Below are 19,587 nucleotides of genomic sequence, written 5' to 3'. Positions count from 1 at the left end.
ACCTTATTTTATAGTGAGCCAGTATGTCGCGTATTTTTTCTAAAATCACATCATCTGTCCAGCAACTTTATCAACGTGCAGAAGATTTAATCGAAGAAGAAAGAGACTTTTCGGTTTCACAAAATCTACTCAATGCCACCTTCAAAAAGTATGTTACCGACAATGTCGATTTACTCAAAGACTTGCATGCCGATGTCTATGACGACTGGTTAAGACTGTATGCCACTGTCGATGTCGTCGGTATCTATGCTGCACTTTCTGTTGATTTAAAACTGGTACAAATGGAGTTCAATAAGGGAACTCAACTGGTTGTCTTTGAACAAATCAGCAAAACTCAGGTGATCGAAGCCCGCTTTGATAAAATGTATAAAAAATTAGGCGCAAATTTTGCCTTATTCGTATTTCAAAAAGTACTGGATAAAGATCCTTTAGGGCCAATCTTGCAGCATTATAATATTGTGCAGGTCAAACACGGCTTGCTTTATCTTGATCTAAATCGCTGGCTAGGCGATATAGAAAGCGTAATGCGGACTTTGCGTAAGGTGCATATCAATCATGGCATTTTAAAAGAAACCGAACTGGTACTGCTTGCCAATGTCAATCTGGACGGGATATTCAATCGGGACAAACAGGACAATATCTTTGATGATTTTGAACTGGAAGACGATGGTAAAACCACGATCAGTCCGATTAAAGATTAGCGGGTTTCGGACTCACCAGATGTTTTCTTCACATTTTAATACTTCGCACACATTTCGATACATTTATCCCATCGTAATTTGTATGCACGCTTCTTAAGCTGAGCTCTAGTAAAGCAAACAATTATATTTGAGAGGCACTTTATGAAGACCTTTTCTGCTGCAATGCGGACATTTGCATTGACGACCTTTACCGCAGCAAGCTTCACTTTTGCCGCAGCAAGCCATGCCTTGACACCTTTTTCGGCAACCTATCAATTCACCTACGGCAATAAAACCATGGGCGATGCGACACGTAAACTCAGTCAGCAAGGCAATCTATGGCAATATCAATTTAGTTCCAGAATTCCAGTGATTGGCAGTGCCACTGAGACCAGTAAGTTTGGCTTTAGTCAGGGACAAATCCAATCTGTCAGTTATCAGCGTCAAACCAAAATTCTGGTACATAATGATGTGGTCAATATGAATTTCAAACCACAACAAAAACAAATCCAGACCAGTCGTAAAGGCACATCACGCGTGTTAACTTGGCAAAATGGCGTACTGGATGATTTAAATGCCGAATTACAAGTGCGTGAAGATCTCAAACAAGGTGGTTTAAAATCCAGCTATCTGATTGCCGATTATAAAGAAGTCGAAGCACGGCATTTTGTGAAGGAAGGTTCAGAAAAGATCAAAGCTGCCGATGGGAAAAGCTATGATACAGTTAAAATTCGTTTAAAACATGATCGTGCCAATAAAAACACCATTTTCTGGCTGGCACCAAGTCTGGATTATCTACCTGTGAAAGTAACACATCAAGATGGTGATCAATCCTATGGCTTATTGTTAAAAGCACATTAACAGTGAATATTTCTCTTTTGCGGCTTGCTTTTTAAAATCTACTTTTTAAAATATGCCTTTGCTTAGGGACTGTTAACTTTTTCCTCACAAGATGTTAACAATCCCGAAAAAGCATCCGTCTTAGAGGATTCTCCTGTGTACGCACTTCAACAAAAAATACTAAGTGAAGGTATTGTTCTTTCTGAACAGGTTTTAAAAGTTGATGCTTTTTTAAACCATCAAATTGATCCGGAATTAATGCGGCAGATTGGTGTCGAATTTGCAGAACGCTTTAAAGATGCTGGTATCACTAAAATCATTACCATCGAAGCATCAGGCATTGCGCCAGCGGTCATGACTGGATTGGTTCTAGGCGTACCTGTGATCTTTGCACGAAAATATCAGTCTTTGACTTTAAAAGACGACTTATATCGCTCAAAAGTATTTTCATTCACCAAACAGACTGAAAGTACCATTGCCATTTCCAACAAATATTTACATGTCGAAGATAAAGTACTGATCATTGATGACTTTTTAGCCAATGGACATGCTGCACTAGCACTGGTAGATTTAATTTCTCAAGCCAATGCAACCGTTTGTGGAATTGGTATCGTGATCGAAAAATCATTCCAGACTGGTCGTAAATTGCTGGATGAAAAAGGCTTTAAAGTCGAATCGCTGGCTCGGGTTGCCTCTCTGACAGACGGCAAAGTTTCCTTTATTATCGAAAAATAATCCCGCATCAGGGCTTGCTTAAATTCATGACATGATTATTGCTATGAATACTTTAACGTCAGTTCGGGATAAGAATCTTTGTTTTGTATGAATAAAATTAATTTTAACGAAAGAATCACGACAGAGTCTTACAAAATTAGGCATATTTTAGGATAAACCTTCGGTTCGACCTACTTTTCTTTCGGGAAAAGTAGGCAAAACCATTTATCCGCTGCAAACTCGGTCAAATACCGCTAAAAAACAAATTGATTGAAAAACATTATCTTGCAGATAATCTGCTGACCTCGTACAAGCAGCGGACGCTGCTACGAAACGAATTTCTTCTCCTCATCTTATCCCGAATTCACGTTAGTTTAACTTGCCCTACAGTTTCTCATTAATTTTCATCACAAGCTTCGCCAAACGTTCACCCTGTACGATGCACAAACGCTTTTCATCTTCAGATAAACCCTGATCATGGCGTGGCCCACTCACATGACTGACACCATAGGGCGTGCCGCCAGTTCGGGTGTTAGATAATGCCGGTTCTGCGTTGCTTAGACCCATGATCAACATGCCATGATGTAATAGTGGCGGATACATGCTCAGTAAGGTCGTTTCCTGCCCACCATGCATCGAACCGGTCGAGGTGAATACGCACGCAGGTTTATCCTGTAAAGCGCCACTTAACCAAAGACTGGTGGTTTGATCCCAGAAATATTTCATTTGACTGGCCATATTGCCAAAACGTGTGGGACTACCCAATGCCAAGCCCGCACAGTTTTGTAAGTCTTGTAATGTACAATACAAATCGCCTTCGGCAGGGATACTCGGTTCTACCTGCTGTACTGACGGATAGATTTCTGGTACGGTGCGGATCTTGACTGCACAGCCTGTATTTTCAATACCCTCGGCAATCAAATGTGCCAGTTCTCGTGTGCTACCATATTTACTGTAATATAGAACCAAAATATAACATTGCATCATTTTCAAAGCTTTATAATCGATTTACAACACATCATACAAAGTTTTAAGTGTTACGCCAAATCTGATAAAAGCATGCTTGCCATTCACTGCTAAATTTTCATGGGGAAATGAATTTATGCTAGAAAAATTGAAAGCTTCGCCTATTTTGGAACAGCAATGGGTTCAATTTATTATTTTTATCTTTCGTCGCTTTGAAGCTGATCGTTGCCGTGAACTTGCCGGATCGTTGACCTATACCACCCTATTTGCAGTGGTTCCGATGCTCACAGTTTTTCTGGTGATCATCTCTTCGATTAAGGCACTGGAACCTGCGCGCCAGCAATTACAGGAATGGATTTATAACAACTTTTTACCTAAAACCTCGATTGCTTTTGATCAAGCGCTTAATTCATTTACCGCCAACTCCAGTAATTTAACCATTATCGGGATACTTTTTCTGTTTGTCACTACAGTGATGATGCTATCGAGTATTGAAGAAGCCTTCAACCGGATCTGGCGAGTACGCCAATCACGTGGTGGTATTATTGGCTTTATGCGTTACTGGACCATTATTTCCTTGGGGCCCATTATCCTCGGCACCGCATTTGTGCTTTCTTCTACCGTCACCTCAATCAACTTACTCAGCAATACGATTGGCGGTTATGAACTGGATTTTGCCTTTGTGCTGCGCTCAGTTTCCTTCTTCCTTACCTGTCTGGGCTTTAGCTTGTTATATTGGACTATTCCCAATCGTAGTGTGCCAATTCGCTCGGCATTTATTGCAGGTATATTTAGCGGTATCGTATTTGAATTACTGAAAAACCTGTTTGGTTTTATCATGAGTAACTTTACCAGTTATCAACTGGTCTATGGTGCATTTGCAGCAATTCCAATTTTCCTGTTATGGATTTTTATTTCCTGGAATGTCATTTTACTGGGTGTAGAAATTAGTTATGGTATTACCGCATTTAGCTCAAAAACCACCATTACCCGTCATCCGATTGTGATGTTATTAGATATTTTGGAACTGTTTTATAAAAAACAAAAAATCGGTGAATCGGTATCAGATAAAGAAGCACTGGATATTCTAGGCCGCAGTGAAATTGGTCGCTGGCCGTATTATATTGAATTACTGGAGAAGCAAAAGCTGATTGCCGAAACCGATAAAAATGAATATGTACTTATTCGCAATTTAAGTCAGGTGGATTTCTGGAGTTTTGCTACTGCACTGCCTTTCCAGTTGCCACATCGCAAAGATCTGGGCAATATCCATCCTGATGATGAGTGGATGCAAGTTCTGGGGCCAGCGCTTGCCGAAACCGATGAATATTTATCGGCAAAATTGTCTATGCCACTTTCCCGTATTTTTGAAACAAAATAAATATCTACCGAATGGATTGAATCATCTCCAATATTCAATCCTTATTTTGATGTGCTTTACCCCAATTACACATCATATCCAGAATAGGTATTAATGACAGTCCACGGGCTGTCATGATATATTCTACTTTTGGCGGAATTTGTACATATTCTTTGCGTAAAACCAAATGATCTTGCTCCAGTTCTTTTAATGTATTACTTAAGGTTTTATAAGATATATTTCCGATCTTTCGCTGTAATGCATTAAATCGCATGACGCCATTATTTTCATTTAACCAATATAATATAATCATTTTATATTTACCCTGAATAAGAGATAAAGTATAACCAAAAGGTGTATTTTTTAACTCTACATCTGTAATACTACATATGAATTCATTTTGCATCTATACTAACCTTCAGGTAAGTGCTTACCTCATTTACCGTACTACTCAAAGAGCTTTGATTTCGATAATCTAAAATTAATCAATTTCAGAGTTTTTTTTCATGCATAAAACTTTAATCATTATCGCTCATCCAGATATTGAAAACTCTATTATCAATCAAACATGGATTAAGGCATTACAGTCTTATCCTGAACAGTTTACCTTGCATCATATTGATAAGATTTATCCTCATGGCAAAATTGATATTGTTGCCGAACAACGATTAATTGAACAACATCATAGCATTGTTTTACAATTTCCCATCTACTGGTTTAATTGTCCACCTTTATTAAAAAGTTGGTTAGATCAGGTGTTACGTAATGGCTGGGCATATGGTTCTCAAGGCAAAAAATTATTCAATAAAAAAGTGGGTTTAGCTGTTTCAACAGGAATTCGAGAAGAAGATTATTCAAAAGCAGGTCGCTACCATTATTCTCTTGCAGAAATTTTGCGTCCTTTTGAAGTAACTTTTGGTTATATTAATGCAGATTATCAGTCTTTTTTTGCATTTTATGGTACGGAAATTAGCCCGGATATTGCCCAACAGAAACTAAATACGATAAAACTGGAACAAGGTTTTCAGGACTACCTTGTATATTTACAAAAGTTTTTACCCGCAGAAACACACTTACCCGTAGATGAATATATAAAAAGTATTTGAATTGATAAAACAAATACTTTCTGGATCGAAAAAATCAAGTTTATATTTTATTTACAAAAGGTTTGCCACTGATGCGAAGCTTTTTGTGTTTTTAAGCTCAGTAGCAGTTGATCTTTGGGATGTAATGCAGCAACACCTTTTGGCGTACCGGTCATAATCACATCACCGACCTGTAGGCTAAAACTTTGACTGATATCCACCAATAAAGTTGCCACATCAAACAGCATATCATGCGTAAAACTCTGTTGTTTGATTTGACCATTTTGAGCAAAACTAAACTCGATATTTTGCCAGTCGGTAATCTCACTGACATCCACCCAGTCTGCAAGCACACAAGCACCATCAAAAGCTTTGGCACGTTCCCAGGGTTGTCCTTTATTTTTTAAAGTATTTTGTAAATCACGCAAAGTCAGATCCAATCCCAGTGTCACTGCACCAACAGCCTGCAATGCCAATTGTGGATCATTTTGTTTGGATAATGGCTGATCAATACGCAAACATAATTCGCATTCAAAATGACATTCACCCAATGCCTGATTCCATTCAATCCCGTCTGTCAGGGAAATTAGACTGCTTGGTGGCTTGATAAAAAGTACCGGAGAATCTGGAATGGCATTGCCTAATTCTTTGGCATGATCGGCATAATTACGCCCAACACAGACGATTTTTGACGGTTGAACAGACATCATGATGACTCCTTGTGTTTTATATTAAAGCAGACTTTGTTATTTCAACGTTGATGAAATGCTGATTCAAAAAATGCCTGCTGACCTGTTTTTGCAACCGCATCTTTAGATAAGATCACCACGGTCTTGTCTTTGAGCTCAATCAGATAACTCACTTTACCAACCATAAACTTTACCACATCACTATAGTTAAAATTCTGCTGGCGTCCTGCGGCAATTAATATCCCATGATTTTGATATAAATCGATCCCTTGTTCCATTTCACCAAATTTATATTTGGTATATTGCCTTGAAAACATTTTCGGCAAGAAGATAAAACGTAGAACCAACTGCAAGACGAGAAAAGATGCCCCTAACACCACATAAAACTTGCCTACGCCAGTCATTCCCAAAGTTATGCCCCAAATAATAATGGCAATACTAATCAGTGGCGTAATATAACGGGCAAATTTTTTCTTGCCGAATGTTGCTAGCGCAAAGCCTTCTTTGGCCTCTTCCAGACTTAAATGATAACGGCAACTAAAACTTGGTGCGATGTCTGTCATTGTAATCACATGCATTAAAAATTTGGCTTAACCTTACTGTATGGCGGGAGTGATGACAAGAGGAAACCTTGATGCTGGTCATTAAAAAAGCTTCTTGTCATGATCTGAACAAGAAGCCTCTCTTTAAGGAGAATTATATTTTAAACAGCGTTTAAAAAACTTTCATAAAGCGCAAGTTAATCCGGTTATCTTCCTTAAAGCCATTTTCCACTTTAAAGTCCTGACCATAATTAACGATCAATTGTGTACTGGCAGTCGGATTAATCCCTGTACCAATCCAGAACTTGCTTTGTGTATTACTGTCCGATTCTATACCATTGAGTTTACTATCCCCGGCATCAGCATAGGATAGGCCACCGCGTATATCCACTTTATCGGTTATTTTATAACGTAAATTGGTTTGTAACTGATAGCCCATATCCTGTTTTAAATCACCACCGCCAGCAATGTCATCATTTTTTCCATAGAACGTGACATCAGCAATCGCATCCCATGCAAGTTGTGGATTCAGTTTGGTGGTATAGGCGCCTTGTAAGATCAACTTATAGCGATTCTCTCCCAGATTTAAAGCATCATTTTTATTATATTGTCCGGTGGGTAAATACAGATAAGGGGTAATTCCTACTGTGGTGCTGGATTGCGGATCATGATAGACAAAAAATGTATTGGCTAAAATAATATCACCAATACCGCTACTACTACCTAATGCAGCGATATCCTTGCCTGCATCCAGACGACCAAAGGGGACAAGAATTTGTGGTGCAATATGTACACCTGCAACATCCATATAATGTACATATCGGGCAATGCCAATATCTGAAGTCAATTCAGGATTGCCCGCGACTCTATCGCTTCCTGCATAAATCGCATCGCGTGTGGCATGTTGGTAATAAAGAATGCCGAGATTTACCCCACTTGGCGCATAATCATAATCACCGGCATCGACATCAACTGCATGTGCCGACATGGTGATTGTACATAGACTCATCAGGCTTAATGCCACATTATTTAATTTCTTCATGTTCATTCCTTTGTGCAAACGACTGATCTCACTGATCATTGCTAAATATTTATTTTTTACTGCTGGACGATACGATTTACGGCCTGTTCAAATTGCAAAAATCCGTTATATGCTGTGGCATCCAGAAACGGTAGGGTCTGCGTAGCAAAATAACCGCCAATATTATTTTGAATATCAATCCAGTAATATAGATTGGCCAAACCGCACCAGCCAATCGTGCCTGCCGGACGACCGGAATGGGTTGCTGTCTCATTGATCATAAAACCCAATGTCCAGCCTTGTTTCGCCTCTGGATACATCACCACATCATTAGACAAAGTTGGAATAACACCCGGCAGATTTTTCATGGCGATCTCACCCAGACCATTTTTTAATGCCAGTTCAATGGTACTTTCCTGCAAGATTTGTTTGCCATTGACCGTGCCACGATTCAGCCACATTTGAATAAATTTTAGATAGTCACTGACAGTCGAGTATAAGCCATGCCCGCCCATATGGATTTCCGGTTCTTGTGGCAAAATAAACTCCGGATCAGCACTCAAGATCCCATCCGGCAAACGATGATGCATACTGACACGCCGCTGCTGCATACTTGGCGTCAGGGTAAAAGCGGTATCATTCATGGCAAGGGGATCAAAGATCTGCTCCTGCATTAGTTGACCCAGACGTTTTTGTCCTACGGCTTCGGTAATCAGACCGGCCCAGTCCAGATTGGTGCCATATTCCCATTGTGTACCGGGATCAAATAACAATGGGGTCTGGATAGATGCTTTTGTCGCAGAAATAATGCTGGGATAATTCTGCTCGGAAGTGAGTTTTAAATATTTCTCGTTAAAAAAATCATAGCCAAACCCTGCCGTATGCAACAATAGCATACGGGTACTAATTTCATGTTTGGGTTTTCTTAAGATTTGCTTGCCCTGTGCATCAAATCCTTCGAGCACTTGGAGTTCACCAATTTCCGGTACATATTCTCTGGCTGGCGCATCCAGATCCAGTAAACCTTTTTCATATTGCTGCAATGCAACTGTGGTGGTAATGGCTTTGGTGGTCGAGAAAATTGCAAAAACACTGTCATCGGTCATCGCACTATGGGTAGAACAATCACGCTCACCGGCATGATTCAAATACAATACTTCATCGCGATCAATCACCCCGGCAACGACTCCGGCAACAGGATGATCTTCCTGTGTAATGTGGTTTAAGATAGGATCAAGTGCTTGCTGTAATTGTTGTTTCATTTCAATACTCCATTCCATATGGCTCAATCAATTGCTGGATATCTCCGATATCTGGATTGAGTGTAAGGAAATGGTCATTGAAAATGCTACCGCAAATCGGCAAACCTTATCGGTAATCGGCAAATATTTTTCAACTGATTATTTTTTTAAAGTTTGTGATGGTAATTCACCATATCGCAAACGGTATTGTCGGGCAAAATCGCCCAGATTGATATAGCCGCAGCCATGGGCAATCTCGGCAACATTTTGTGTCTTCTCTGCATTTAATAATTGCTGGCGAACCTGTTGCAAACGCATTTCACGAATGGTTTCACTGGCTGTTCTCTGCCGATATTTTTTAAATCCTGCGGATAATGTGCGGATACTTACCCCAACTGCCTGTGCTACTTCGGCAATGGTCGGACTGTAATGCAGATATTCCCGCATGTATTGCTCGGCACGTTCAATATATTTCGGTGTAATTGTTTCTTTTTGCGTTAAATCTATTTTTGCCCTTACTGCCCATTCATTTAAAATATGCAGACTCACCATCTGCTGTAAATGCTCTCCGGCACGCTGAGTTAACTGTGCCGATGGAATCTCTGCAATGCTTTGCATCAGATAACCTAATAATGCCAGCCAACTTGAACCTTCCCCACCAAAAAACGTTTTACATTGCCATAAACGATCCGGCGCTTCATGCCCAAAATTTTGTAGTACCAATTCGGCAATACTTTGATGCGGAATGGTCAAATTCAATTGCAAATGATCCGGATCAAACTTAATGGCGTAGTCATCATTACGACTGCAATCGGCTAAAAAGGATTCACCAATTTTTGTGGTTTGCCATTGTGAAGAATTCACTGCATGACTGCCCTGACCTTCCAATGTCGTCAATAATAAAATATTACCTGCCGCCTGATCCCAGTCATAAATATGTACCGGAATACCATATTTAAAACGAGTCACAATCATACTACCGACCTGTACCGAATGCATACTGGACTGGGGTTTTAAACCTTGACCCATCGGTTGTACTGTATAGGGCATATACATTTGATCAGACCACCATTTGATCTCCTCCCAATCTTCCGAACAGTGTTTATACGGTTGTAAAACCAGATGATTTTGCACATTGTTTAACAGTGAATTATTCCGCATGCGTCCGACTCCATTCTAATCTCGCATACAAATGTTCTGTACTTTTTGCGATATTCCTCTATGAATACGTCTTTGTCTATTACTCATCGTGAGCAATGATTTTTTATCTATAAACAAAAATAAGAGAAAAATAAATGCAACATTGGTCGAAATTTGCATTCAATCAAATTTTGGACACAAAAAAACCGCAGCTCCGACTGGATTGCAGTTGCTTGCTTCCTTTTATATAGGAAGTGGTGCGCTCAGAGAGATTCGAACTCCCGACCCCTTAGTTCGTAGCCAAGTGCTCTATCCAGCTGAGCTATGAGCGCATCGTGGGGCGCATTATAGAGGATTCAAAATTTTATACCAGCTATTTTTTAACTATAATATCGTTAAATGCCGAATTGCTAAACAACCTTAATAATTTTGAAGAAATTGACCATGCTTAAACCATACATTTAAACGTGCTACAGCATTTTTATAGGGAGATGCTGTATTAAACTGGATCATTCTGCCTCGTGTCCATTTGCCGTACCAAGTTTGCATATAAAGTTGTTGATCATCAAAACTTTCTATTAATGCGACCAATGCATCTTTATTCTGCTGCAACTTCTGTAATAGCCCCTCATAATCCGTAATATCCGCATAATCCTGATAAAATTTTTGTGCCAACAATCCCAGTTGATTCCATTGATAACCTGTTTCCGGGAAATCAATATGAATACCTTGACGTTCTTTTTCATGCCAAGACAGCACCAGTTCACCCCAGCCAATCAAATAAGATACCAATTGTGCCACGCTCATACGGGTATTTTTGGCATGTCCCTCCAATTCCTGTAAAAATGCGTATTGAGGAGGTACTTGCCGCAATTTTTTCATCAGAAGATTAAAGTTTTTATCAATTGCCAATAAAAGTTGTTGTTTTTTTTCAGGTACAGCCATTTTAATTTTCTCCAATTTTAAAAAATATTTCTTATTAATATAAAGCAAATAGCCAATACACTTAAAAATATCAAATTTTAAACACAAAAAAACCGCAGCTCCGATTGGATTGCAGTTGCTTGTTTCCTTTATACAGGAAGTGGTGCGCTCAGAGAGATTCGAACTCCCGACCCCTTAGTTCGTAGCCAAGTGCTCTATCCAGCTGAGCTATGAGCGCAAACCATTTTAAATCTAATATCTTCAATTTCACTGTAAAGTGGTGCGCTCAGAGAGATTCGAACTCCCGACCCCTTAGTTCGTAGCCAAGTGCTCTATCCAGCTGAGCTATGAGCGCATCAAAGAAATTATCTTTAAACAACTAATCTTTTTAAAGTATAGCCTTAAAAGGATTATCTCGTGGCGGTGAGAGAGGGATTCGAACCCTCGGTGGGAGATAAAGCCCACACCTCCTTAGCAGGGAAGCACCTTCGGCCACTCGGACATCTCACCGTAACGAGGTCGCCATAATACAAACTTAATCCCCTTTCTTCAAGCCTTGTGGAATATATTTTTTCTATTTTTTGACTAGTTATATATTTTTTGTACGATTTTTAAATAATTTATACAATATAAAGTCTTTCAAAATTCACAGATTCGATTAAGACAAGTATGATAGACTCAAATGAAAGCTTAAATTTAATGTGATAAATAATGATGAAAAAATGGAATGATCCTGAGGCCTTGCTTGAATCCCAGCGTTACGACAATCCTATCCCAAGTCGGACACTGATTTCATCTCTGATCGAAAAATCAGAGCAGGGATTAACTTATGATCATGTGGCCGAATCTTTTCAATTAAAAGATGAAGACAGTCTGGAAGCATTACGCCGCCGACTAGGTGCCATGGTACGTGATGGACAACTCATTCGGATTGGTCAGACATATCAGCTGTGTAATGATGATCAGGAATTTGATGCGGTGGTTGAAATTAACCAGCGTGGTCAGGGTTTTGCTGTCATCAAGGAACATAATGACTTATTACTGACTGAACGTGAACTCCGTTTGGTGTTTAATGGCGACCGCATTCGGGTACGTCCGACCAGTGTTGATCGTCGTGGTCGCACACAGGGTTTTATCAACGAAGTCATCAAACATCAGGTAAAAGAAGTGATTGGTGAACTCTGTGAACATGAAGGCGAGTTTTATGTTCAGCCGTCTGCACCCAATACACACCAGCCGATTACACTAGAAAAAGAACTGGTCGATCATGCCGGCCTAAAAGTAGGTGATTCGGTTCGTATTGCCATTGATGACTACCCAACACGTGAAGAATTTGCCACAGGTCATATTGTACAATCGCTGGCAGGTGAAGCAGATACCCAGATTATTATCCCTGCTACGATTCTGGAATATGGTCTGCCCTACGAATTTCCAGAAGATGTTACTCAAGAAGCAGAAAGTTTTAAAGAACCGGGCGTGCGTGATCGCAAGGATCGGGTTGATCTGCGTGAATTGCCGTTAGTGACCATTGATGGTGAAGATGCACGGGATTTTGATGATGCGGTGTATGCAGAAAAACGCCCGGGCGGTGGTTATCGGGTGATTGTGGCGATTGCCGATGTTAGTCATTATGTCAAAGTCGGTAAACCACTGGATGATGAAGCACAACAACGCGGTACTTCTGTCTATTTCCCGCATTATGTCTTGCCGATGCTGCCTGAAGCATTGTCTAACGGATTATGCTCACTTAATCCTGATGTTGATCGTTTGTGTATGGTCTGTGATTTAACCCTTTCCCGTTTAGGCAAAGTCACCAAATATGAGTTTTATCCGGCAGTGATGCATTCACAGGCACGTCTGACCTATACACAGGTTGCCAGCTATCTGGCTGGTGATACACAGGCAATTCCTGATAACAAAGCGGTACATAAATCGGTCAACACCTTATTCCAGCTGTATCAGACTTTATTGAAGTTACGTGCCGAACGTCATGCGATGGAATTTGAAACGGTCGAAACCTATATGACCTTTGATGACAAAGGTGCCATTACCCAAATTCTGCCACGCACACGCAATGATGCCCATCGTCTGATTGAAGAATGTATGTTACTGGCCAATGTCGCTGCCGCAGACTTTGCCATTAAAAATGAAGTACCGATGTTGTATCGTGTGCATGAGCCACCAGAGTTTTCACGTATCCAGAAAGTACGTGATTACGTTAAATTACTCGGTTTAAGTTTCCCGGAACAACCGACTCAAGCCGATTATCAACGGGTCATTGAAGCCACTAAAGACCGTATTGATGCGACCAGTATCCATGCCGTGTTGCTACGGTCCATGATGCAAGCATATTACACGCCAAAAAATGCCGGACATTATGGTCTGGCCTATGATGCCTATACACACTTTACTTCACCGATTCGTCGTTATCCAGATTTGTTGTTACATCGTGCGATCAAGGCCAAACTTGCTGCCAAACCTTATCCATTGCAAGGGGCTGCACTTGAAGCCGCGGGCGAACATTTCTCTCAAACCGAACGTCGTGCCGATGAAGCCTCTCGTGATGTCACGACTTGGTTAAAATGCCATTATATGCAACAGCATATTGGTGAAGAATTTAGCGGTGTCATTACAGCAGTGACCGACTTTGGTATGTTTGTCACCTTAACCGATCTCTATGTCGACGGCATGATTCACATCAGCCAGTTGGGTGATGATTATTTTGTCTATGATGCAGGCTTACAACGTTTAACCGGACAACATCATGGTCAGATTTTTGCACTTGGTGACAAAGTCGAAATCAAAGTTGCAGCAGTCAATCTGGAAGAACGTAAAATTGATTTTGCCTTGGTTAAACAATTAAGTACCGCAGGTCGTGCTGTACGTGCTAAAGCCCCTCGTACTGGTGCAGCATCAACTGCGAAGACAGCAGCGCAAAAAACATCGCCTGCACGTCAAACCAGCCCAGCGAATACCTCTACTGCGAAAAAACCAGTAAGACGCAATAATAGTACAGCTCAAAATAAAACAACAAATCCACAAACGCCAGCAATGGTAGCAGCACAAAACAATGCGCCTTCTTCTGCACGCAATAAACGTAGCGTTAAAGCAGCCGTAGACAAAGTACCAGCCGCAGTAGTCGAAGATGTTGTGGTATTGGCACCGAGTGAAGAGCAGGTATTTGAGCAGGTAAAACCAGCGAAAAAGAAAAAAGTAAAAACTGAGACCAAAGACAAAAAAGCTGTTAAAGCAAAAGACAAGGCCAAGAAAAAAGACAAAGTAAAAAAAGCTGAAAAGAAAAGTAAAAAATCCAATGCCAAGCCTAAGGCAGAGGATTAAATCCAAGCACTTACCATCAGCTATTGCTTTGCTTTAGCTGATGGTTAAGTCGATGCTATCTATAACAGGACAAATCAAGTGAAAAAATTATTCTTAGCAGCCTCATTTGCAGATGTTGCTCAGCATTTTCCGCAGTTTATTGGCACAGCCTTGCAAGGCAAAACGGTTACTTTTATTCCAACTGCCAGCAAGGTTGAAGACATTACATTTTATGTCGATGATGATAAGCAAGCGTTTGAAAAATTAGGTATTATTGTTGATGAGCTAAACATTTCCAAACATACAACCGAGCAAATTCAACAAAAATTACAGCAAAATGATTATATTTTTATCTCAGGCGGCAATACATTCTATTTATTGCAAGAATTAAAAAAATCAGGTGCCGACCAACTGATCATTGCGCAAATTGAACAAGGCAAACCTTATATTGGTACTTCAGCCGGTAGTATCATACTTGCACCAAATATTGAATATATTGCTGAAATGGACGATCAAAATAAAGCGCCGGATTTAACCGATTTTTCAGCATTAAATGTAATCGACTTTTTCCCACTACCGCATTATGGTGATGAACCTTTTGCAGACATTGCAAAAAATATTTTACATACCTATCAACATCTGCAAAACGTAGTGCCGATCAGCAATGATCAACACATTGAAATTATTGCGTAAAATAAATTATACAAGCGGAACCATATCTTGTTTAAGATAAACTATTAAATAACACTTAATTCTTTTCCGCCTTTAATAATTTTTGTCCGGCCATCATTTTTGCAAACTGATTGGCTACACGTCCGGAACGATTGCCTTTTTGCGTTGCATATTGAATTGCCAGTAATCGAATGTCTGCAATTTCTTCTTCATTCCAGCCGTAGCTTTGCAACCAGAATGCCACCGTATCCAGATATTGATTTTGATTGAATGAATAAAAATGCAGTTGCAAACCAAAACGATCCGCTAGAGAAACTTTTTGTTCAATCGTATCTCCAGGATGTAATTCACCCTCATCATCAACGTGGATTTCACTATTATCTTTATTATACTCTGTCACCATATGCTTACGATTGGATGTAGCATAAATCAAAGTATTTGCTGCACTGGTTGCCAACGAACCATCCAATACAGTTTTTAATCCGCTATAACTGGTATCGCCTGCTTCAAAGGTCAGATCATCACAAAAAATAATAAAGCGTTCTGGTCTATCCTGTAATAGGTTCACAATTTTGGGTAAATCATCGAGATATTTTTTTTCCAACTCAATCACCCGCAAATCTTGCTGATGGAATGATGCCAAACAGGCTTTGACGATAGAGGACTTGCCGGTTCCACGCGCACCAGTCAACAAAACATTATTGGCAAAATAACCTTTGACAAAGGCCTCGGTATTGTCCTTGACTTTATTTAACTGCGTATCGACATTACAAAGGTCTTGAAACGAAATCAGTTGTGGTTTTTTAACGGCAAAAAACTGGCCCGGTGCGTTATTTTCTTTGTCCCAACGAAAAGCGATGGCCTCATCCAGCACATCAAGTGATACTTGACTTGGAGCCGACAATTTTTCTACCGCCTGAGTCAGTTTTTGAATTTCTGCAATCAATTGATCCAAATTTTGATCTGTGTGCATCGTGGCAACCTTTTACAATGTTTAAAATTACTGTCATGACGCCAAGCTTACATTGCATTCGTAGGTGACAGTCTTTATCAGCGTACAAAAATCATGGCCTGAAAGATATCATAGACAGAAAAATAACAGAATAGATGTCTATGACATCAATTTCATGAGCACAACATACACCTGCTTAAACATCAAATAAAGTGTTTAAAAATAGCCCACCCTGTTCAATTTCAGCCTGATTGACGCCGTGTCCCAGATGATCAAAGGTTTGTAGTTTGATATCAAAACCCGCCTGTTCAAACTTTTGATAGGCCAAGTGACTTTCCTGCACCGGAATCACCTGATCGGCATTGCCGTGCATCAATAGGATTTTACTTTTTAATGCAGCATCTTGTTCAATTGGCGAAGCCAGACGTCCCGACAAACCAATGACACCTGCAATATTCCAGCGTCCTGAGGCAATGGCATCCAGTGACATAATAGTACCCTGAGAAAAACCACAAAATACCACCCGATCCAGTTGTTCAAGCATCTCGTGCTGTTTCAAAATATCGGTAATGGTCTGATCAAATGCCGCTCGTGCATCAACAATACGCTGATAACGGTTTTCCTGAGTGATGCCATTTAAACTAAACCACTGAAATGCCTGCGGACTATGCATAAAAGGAAATGGTGCGTCTGGAGAAGCAATTTGCAAGCCCTCAAGCTGTTGTTGCCAAAATTCTGCAATCGGTTCAAGGTCTGCACCATTACTGCCAACACCATGTAACATAATAACTAATTTTTTCATTTCAGTGTCTCTGTCTGTATAAGCTGGAAATTCAGAATAGGGCCTTTAGGTACAATAGCATTCGGATTTAAATCTTTAATCGAATAATAACCCTGTTTGATATGCTCAATATTGACCGTTTTGGCAACACCGGGAATATTTAAAATATTTTGAACATAGCGACTTAAATGCGGATAGTCCGCCAGTAGTTTAAGATTACATTTAAATAAACCATAATAGGCCAAATCAAAACGAATTAATGTGACAAATAAACGAATGTCACTTTCACTGAATTGCTGTCCCATCGCAAATTGATGCGAAGCAAAATGTTGTTCTAACGTCTGCAAGGTATTAAATACATCATCTACAGCCTCATCATAGGCTTGTTGCGTGGTGGCAAAACCAGCACGATAGACACCATTATTCAAACGATGATAAATACTGTCATTAAAAGCATCAATCTGAGTGGCCAAATGTGCAGGATATAAATCATATTGTGTATTTGCCAAACTGCCAAAGCCAGAATTCAGCATACGTAGAATATCGGCAGATTCATTATTGACAATGGTTTGTCGCTGTTTGTCCCATAATATCGGCACAGTTGCACGCCCTGTATAGTGTACATCGGCAAGGGTATAAATTTCATGAATAAAGGTTGTATGATTGACCTGATCCAGCGTTGCCCCGGCAAAACCTCCAAACTGCCAGCCATTATCTGTTAAAAAAGGTTCTACGACTGACATAGAGATAATCGAACTCAAGCCTTTTAATTCTCTTGCTATTAATGTACGTGAAGCCCATGGACAAATCAGGGCAACATACAAATGATAGCGATTGGCTTCGGCTTTAAAACCGGCTTCGCCTGTAGGTCCGGCTTCACCACTTACGGTAATCCAGTTACGAAAGCTGGAACTTTGACGTACAAAACCACCCTGTTGATCTGTAGCTTGTACAGGATGCCAATTGGCCGACCAGACACCATTAACTAACATTGCGCTCCCCTTTTATCATTTCAGTCGTAGCATAAGTATGTTTTAGAAAATTAATCATTTAAAATTAAAAGGTGCTGCCATCTCAGCATAAGATGGCAAACACCGGAACATTATTTTTGTGAAAATGATGCTTTAACGTGATAAGGACCATCGCCAATTAAAGTCAAACTGATCAGCCCAACAATCCAAAATGCAGGATATTCCCAGCCACCATTGGCATTGGTAAACCAAAAGCCTGCCGGACCATGGACAGTCAGTATCGCACCAAGTAGAACAGGAATTAAGGCAATCGCTGCAAGTCGTGCTTTAAACCCTATCAATAATGCAATGGCACCAATGATTTCCCATGTAATGGTGACATATGCCATCCAGCCCGGCACGCCCACAGATTGGAAAAACTGGGCAGTTCCTGCTGGCGTGAAAACAAAAAGTTTAAGTCCTGCATGGGCCAAAAATAAAACAGCCAAGCTAATGCGTAACAGTAGGGCTGCATAAGGTGCTGTGCGAGCAGTATTCATGATATTTTCCTCATTCTCATTTCAATGAACACAGCATAATTGTTTTCTATATTTTAATTAATCCGTCTAAAAGAAAATTATTGTTTCCATTTTGGAAACAATTAAAGCTTATTTTGTGTGGCGTATTGTTCATAATGTTGCTTTAAAAAATCTACCAATGCCCTGACTTTATTCGCAAGATGGCGAGCCGGTGGATATACAGCATAGACCCCGCTACGATATACGCTATATTCATTTAATAACGTCACTAACTTGCCCTGTTGTAAAGACTGTCTACAAATAAAATCAGGTAAACGGCAAATCCCCAGACCAGCCAATGCCGCAATATGACATGCTTCAGTATTGGCAAATTGAATATGTCCATTGACATTCACCTGAAATATTTGTTCGGGTTGTTGTAAAGAATGGAACTGCCAGTGTTTGGGATCTTTGAAATTCGTGTCGATAATACAAAGATGTGACGCCAAATCCTCTGGGTGCTTGGGCAATGCATATTGCTGGAGATAAGCAGGTGCAGCAACCAACTTAAAATGTACATCTGCAAGATAACGGGCAATTAAATTGCTGTCTTTTAATTGCCCAATACGAATGGCCAGATCAAAACCTTCCTCGATCACATTGACCATACGATCGGTAAAACTGACATCAAGTTCAATCTGCGGATATAAGCGGGCAAACTCAACCAGAATATGACTCAGATGCACCACACCAAAGGAACTCGGCGCACTAATTTTAAGGCGGCCACTTGGCTCATTGGATTGGTTTTTAACACTGGTTTCTAGCTCGTCCAGTTCTGCAACAAGGTGTTTAATCTGTATATAATAAGCCTGTCCAACCTCGGTCGGAGTCAATGATCGTGTAGAACGATGCAACAGCTGCACACTCAATTGCTGCTCAAGACGACTAATCATTTTTGATGCCTGCGCAACACTGGTACCACGTTGTTCCGCAGCTTTGGCAAAGCTGCCCTGCTCAATCACAGCAATCAACATGCGATTACAATCCAGACGATCCATAACATCTCACATCAACATAGCGAATAAGAGCATTCTGCCTAGAAATCTTGCATCACTCAAACACAATTCATTCGATTGGTTTTATGAATTATGTTCAATCATTAGCATAAAATATTACTTTGTTTTTGTAGATAAA

At 40.2% G+C, this 19,587-nt stretch carries 20 protein-coding genes and 4 tRNA genes; 7 read left to right on the top strand and 17 right to left on the bottom strand.

Features of this window, described 5'->3' with window-relative positions:
- Positions 1–23: 23 nt before the first annotated feature.
- The 3 genes from CRO21_RS08310 (at position 24) to CRO21_RS08300 (ending at position 2,255) form a co-directional block, all read left to right on the top strand.
- Positions 24–701: a hypothetical protein gene (locus tag CRO21_RS08310; protein ID WP_097078849.1), complete on the top strand. Its 678-nt coding sequence runs from the start codon at positions 24–26 to the stop codon at positions 699–701.
- 141 nt (positions 702–842) lie between these two features.
- Positions 843–1,541 carry a DUF3108 domain-containing protein gene (locus CRO21_RS08305; RefSeq protein WP_097078848.1) on the top strand — a complete coding sequence of 233 codons (699 nt, stop codon included), beginning with the start codon at positions 843–845 and terminating at the stop codon, positions 1,539–1,541.
- A 135-nt stretch (positions 1,542–1,676) separates the two neighbouring features.
- Positions 1,677–2,255 carry a xanthine phosphoribosyltransferase gene (locus CRO21_RS08300; RefSeq protein WP_097078847.1) on the top strand — a complete coding sequence of 193 codons (579 nt, stop codon included), beginning with the start codon at positions 1,677–1,679 and terminating at the stop codon, positions 2,253–2,255.
- 363 nt (positions 2,256–2,618) lie between these two features.
- On the opposite strand, the gene wrbA is transcribed toward CRO21_RS08300, so the two are convergent.
- Positions 2,619–3,221, bottom strand: a complete 603-nt coding sequence (wrbA, locus tag CRO21_RS08295; RefSeq protein WP_228150392.1) for an NAD(P)H:quinone oxidoreductase — start codon at positions 3,219–3,221, stop codon at positions 2,619–2,621.
- A gap of 115 nt (positions 3,222–3,336) precedes the next feature.
- Between wrbA and CRO21_RS08290 the strand changes: the two genes are divergently transcribed.
- Entirely contained in the window at positions 3,337–4,581 is a 1,245-nt protein-coding gene (locus CRO21_RS08290; RefSeq protein WP_097078845.1) for a YihY family inner membrane protein, read from the top strand.
- Positions 4,582–4,615: 34 nt separating this feature from the next.
- On the opposite strand, the gene CRO21_RS08285 is transcribed toward CRO21_RS08290, so the two are convergent.
- A complete protein-coding gene (locus CRO21_RS08285) occupies positions 4,616–4,966 on the bottom strand; it encodes a winged helix-turn-helix transcriptional regulator (protein ID WP_097078844.1) in 351 nt (116 codons plus the stop codon).
- A 100-nt stretch (positions 4,967–5,066) separates the two neighbouring features.
- On the opposite strand from CRO21_RS08285, the gene CRO21_RS08280 reads away from it, so the two are divergent.
- Positions 5,067–5,666, top strand: a complete 600-nt coding sequence (locus tag CRO21_RS08280; protein ID WP_097078843.1) for an NAD(P)H-dependent oxidoreductase — start codon at positions 5,067–5,069, stop codon at positions 5,664–5,666.
- Positions 5,667–5,713: 47 nt separating this feature from the next.
- On the opposite strand, the gene CRO21_RS08275 is transcribed toward CRO21_RS08280, so the two are convergent.
- The 10 genes from CRO21_RS08275 to CRO21_RS08230 all read right to left on the bottom strand — a co-directional run bounded on the left by CRO21_RS08275 (position 5,714) and on the right by CRO21_RS08230 (position 11,712).
- Positions 5,714–6,352 (bottom strand): fumarylacetoacetate hydrolase family protein, encoded by a 639-nt coding sequence (locus CRO21_RS08275; protein ID WP_097078842.1) that lies wholly within the window; start codon positions 6,350–6,352, stop codon positions 5,714–5,716.
- Positions 6,353–6,396: 44 nt separating this feature from the next.
- Entirely contained in the window at positions 6,397–6,897 is a 501-nt protein-coding gene (locus CRO21_RS08270) for a hypothetical protein (RefSeq protein WP_097078897.1), read from the bottom strand.
- Between the two features lie 151 nt (positions 6,898–7,048).
- Positions 7,049–7,918, bottom strand: a complete 870-nt coding sequence (locus CRO21_RS08265) for a transporter (protein WP_097078841.1) — start codon at positions 7,916–7,918, stop codon at positions 7,049–7,051.
- 56 nt (positions 7,919–7,974) lie between these two features.
- Complete coding sequence (locus CRO21_RS08260) at positions 7,975–9,159, bottom strand: methyl acetate hydrolase AcmB (protein ID WP_097078840.1); 1,185 nt, start codon at positions 9,157–9,159, stop codon at positions 7,975–7,977.
- A gap of 138 nt (positions 9,160–9,297) precedes the next feature.
- The gene (locus tag CRO21_RS08255) at positions 9,298–10,299 is read right to left on the bottom strand and encodes an AraC family transcriptional regulator (protein WP_097078839.1); all 1,002 of its coding nucleotides are present in this window, start codon (positions 10,297–10,299) and stop codon (positions 9,298–9,300) included.
- Positions 10,300–10,533: 234 nt separating this feature from the next.
- A tRNA-Arg gene (locus CRO21_RS08250) sits at positions 10,534–10,610 on the bottom strand.
- Positions 10,611–10,698: 88 nt separating this feature from the next.
- On the bottom strand, positions 10,699–11,223 hold the full coding sequence (locus tag CRO21_RS08245; protein WP_097078838.1) for a ClbS/DfsB family four-helix bundle protein: 525 nt from the start codon (positions 11,221–11,223) through the stop codon (positions 10,699–10,701).
- 140 nt (positions 11,224–11,363) lie between these two features.
- Positions 11,364–11,440: transfer RNA gene (locus CRO21_RS08240), tRNA-Arg, on the bottom strand.
- Between the two features lie 40 nt (positions 11,441–11,480).
- Positions 11,481–11,557: transfer RNA gene (locus CRO21_RS08235), tRNA-Arg, on the bottom strand.
- Between the two features lie 63 nt (positions 11,558–11,620).
- Positions 11,621–11,712 (bottom strand) — tRNA-Ser (locus CRO21_RS08230).
- 201 nt (positions 11,713–11,913) lie between these two features.
- On the opposite strand from CRO21_RS08230, the gene rnr reads away from it, so the two are divergent.
- Both rnr and CRO21_RS08220 read left to right on the top strand, forming a co-directional pair.
- A complete protein-coding gene (gene rnr, locus CRO21_RS08225) occupies positions 11,914–14,541 on the top strand; it encodes a ribonuclease R (RefSeq protein WP_097078837.1) in 2,628 nt (875 codons plus the stop codon).
- A gap of 78 nt (positions 14,542–14,619) precedes the next feature.
- Complete coding sequence (locus CRO21_RS08220; RefSeq protein ID WP_097078836.1) at positions 14,620–15,213, top strand: Type 1 glutamine amidotransferase-like domain-containing protein; 594 nt, start codon at positions 14,620–14,622, stop codon at positions 15,211–15,213.
- A 55-nt stretch (positions 15,214–15,268) separates the two neighbouring features.
- On the opposite strand, the gene CRO21_RS08215 is transcribed toward CRO21_RS08220, so the two are convergent.
- The 5 genes from CRO21_RS08215 to CRO21_RS08195 form a co-directional block, all read right to left on the bottom strand.
- Positions 15,269–16,165 (bottom strand): ATP-binding protein, encoded by an 897-nt coding sequence (locus CRO21_RS08215; protein WP_097078835.1) that lies wholly within the window; start codon positions 16,163–16,165, stop codon positions 15,269–15,271.
- Between the two features lie 175 nt (positions 16,166–16,340).
- Positions 16,341–16,946: an alpha/beta hydrolase gene (locus CRO21_RS08210; RefSeq protein WP_097078834.1), complete on the bottom strand. Its 606-nt coding sequence runs from the start codon at positions 16,944–16,946 to the stop codon at positions 16,341–16,343.
- Positions 16,943–17,917 carry a glutathione S-transferase family protein gene (locus CRO21_RS08205; protein WP_097078833.1) on the bottom strand — a complete coding sequence of 325 codons (975 nt, stop codon included), beginning with the start codon at positions 17,915–17,917 and terminating at the stop codon, positions 16,943–16,945. Before CRO21_RS08205 ends, CRO21_RS08210 begins: the two co-directional genes overlap by 4 nt.
- Before the next feature lie 110 nt (positions 17,918–18,027).
- A complete protein-coding gene (locus CRO21_RS08200) occupies positions 18,028–18,435 on the bottom strand; it encodes a DoxX family protein (RefSeq protein ID WP_097078832.1) in 408 nt (135 codons plus the stop codon).
- A gap of 101 nt (positions 18,436–18,536) precedes the next feature.
- Positions 18,537–19,451 carry a LysR family transcriptional regulator gene (locus tag CRO21_RS08195; protein WP_097078831.1) on the bottom strand — a complete coding sequence of 305 codons (915 nt, stop codon included), beginning with the start codon at positions 19,449–19,451 and terminating at the stop codon, positions 18,537–18,539.
- Between the last annotated feature and the right edge of the window lie 136 nt (positions 19,452–19,587).

The organism is Acinetobacter puyangensis (genome assembly GCF_900096995.1).
Classification (GTDB): domain Bacteria; phylum Pseudomonadota; class Gammaproteobacteria; order Pseudomonadales; family Moraxellaceae; genus Acinetobacter; species Acinetobacter puyangensis.
Note: the sequence above shows the minus strand (reverse complement) of the source record. Positions and strands in the feature narration are given on the sequence as shown.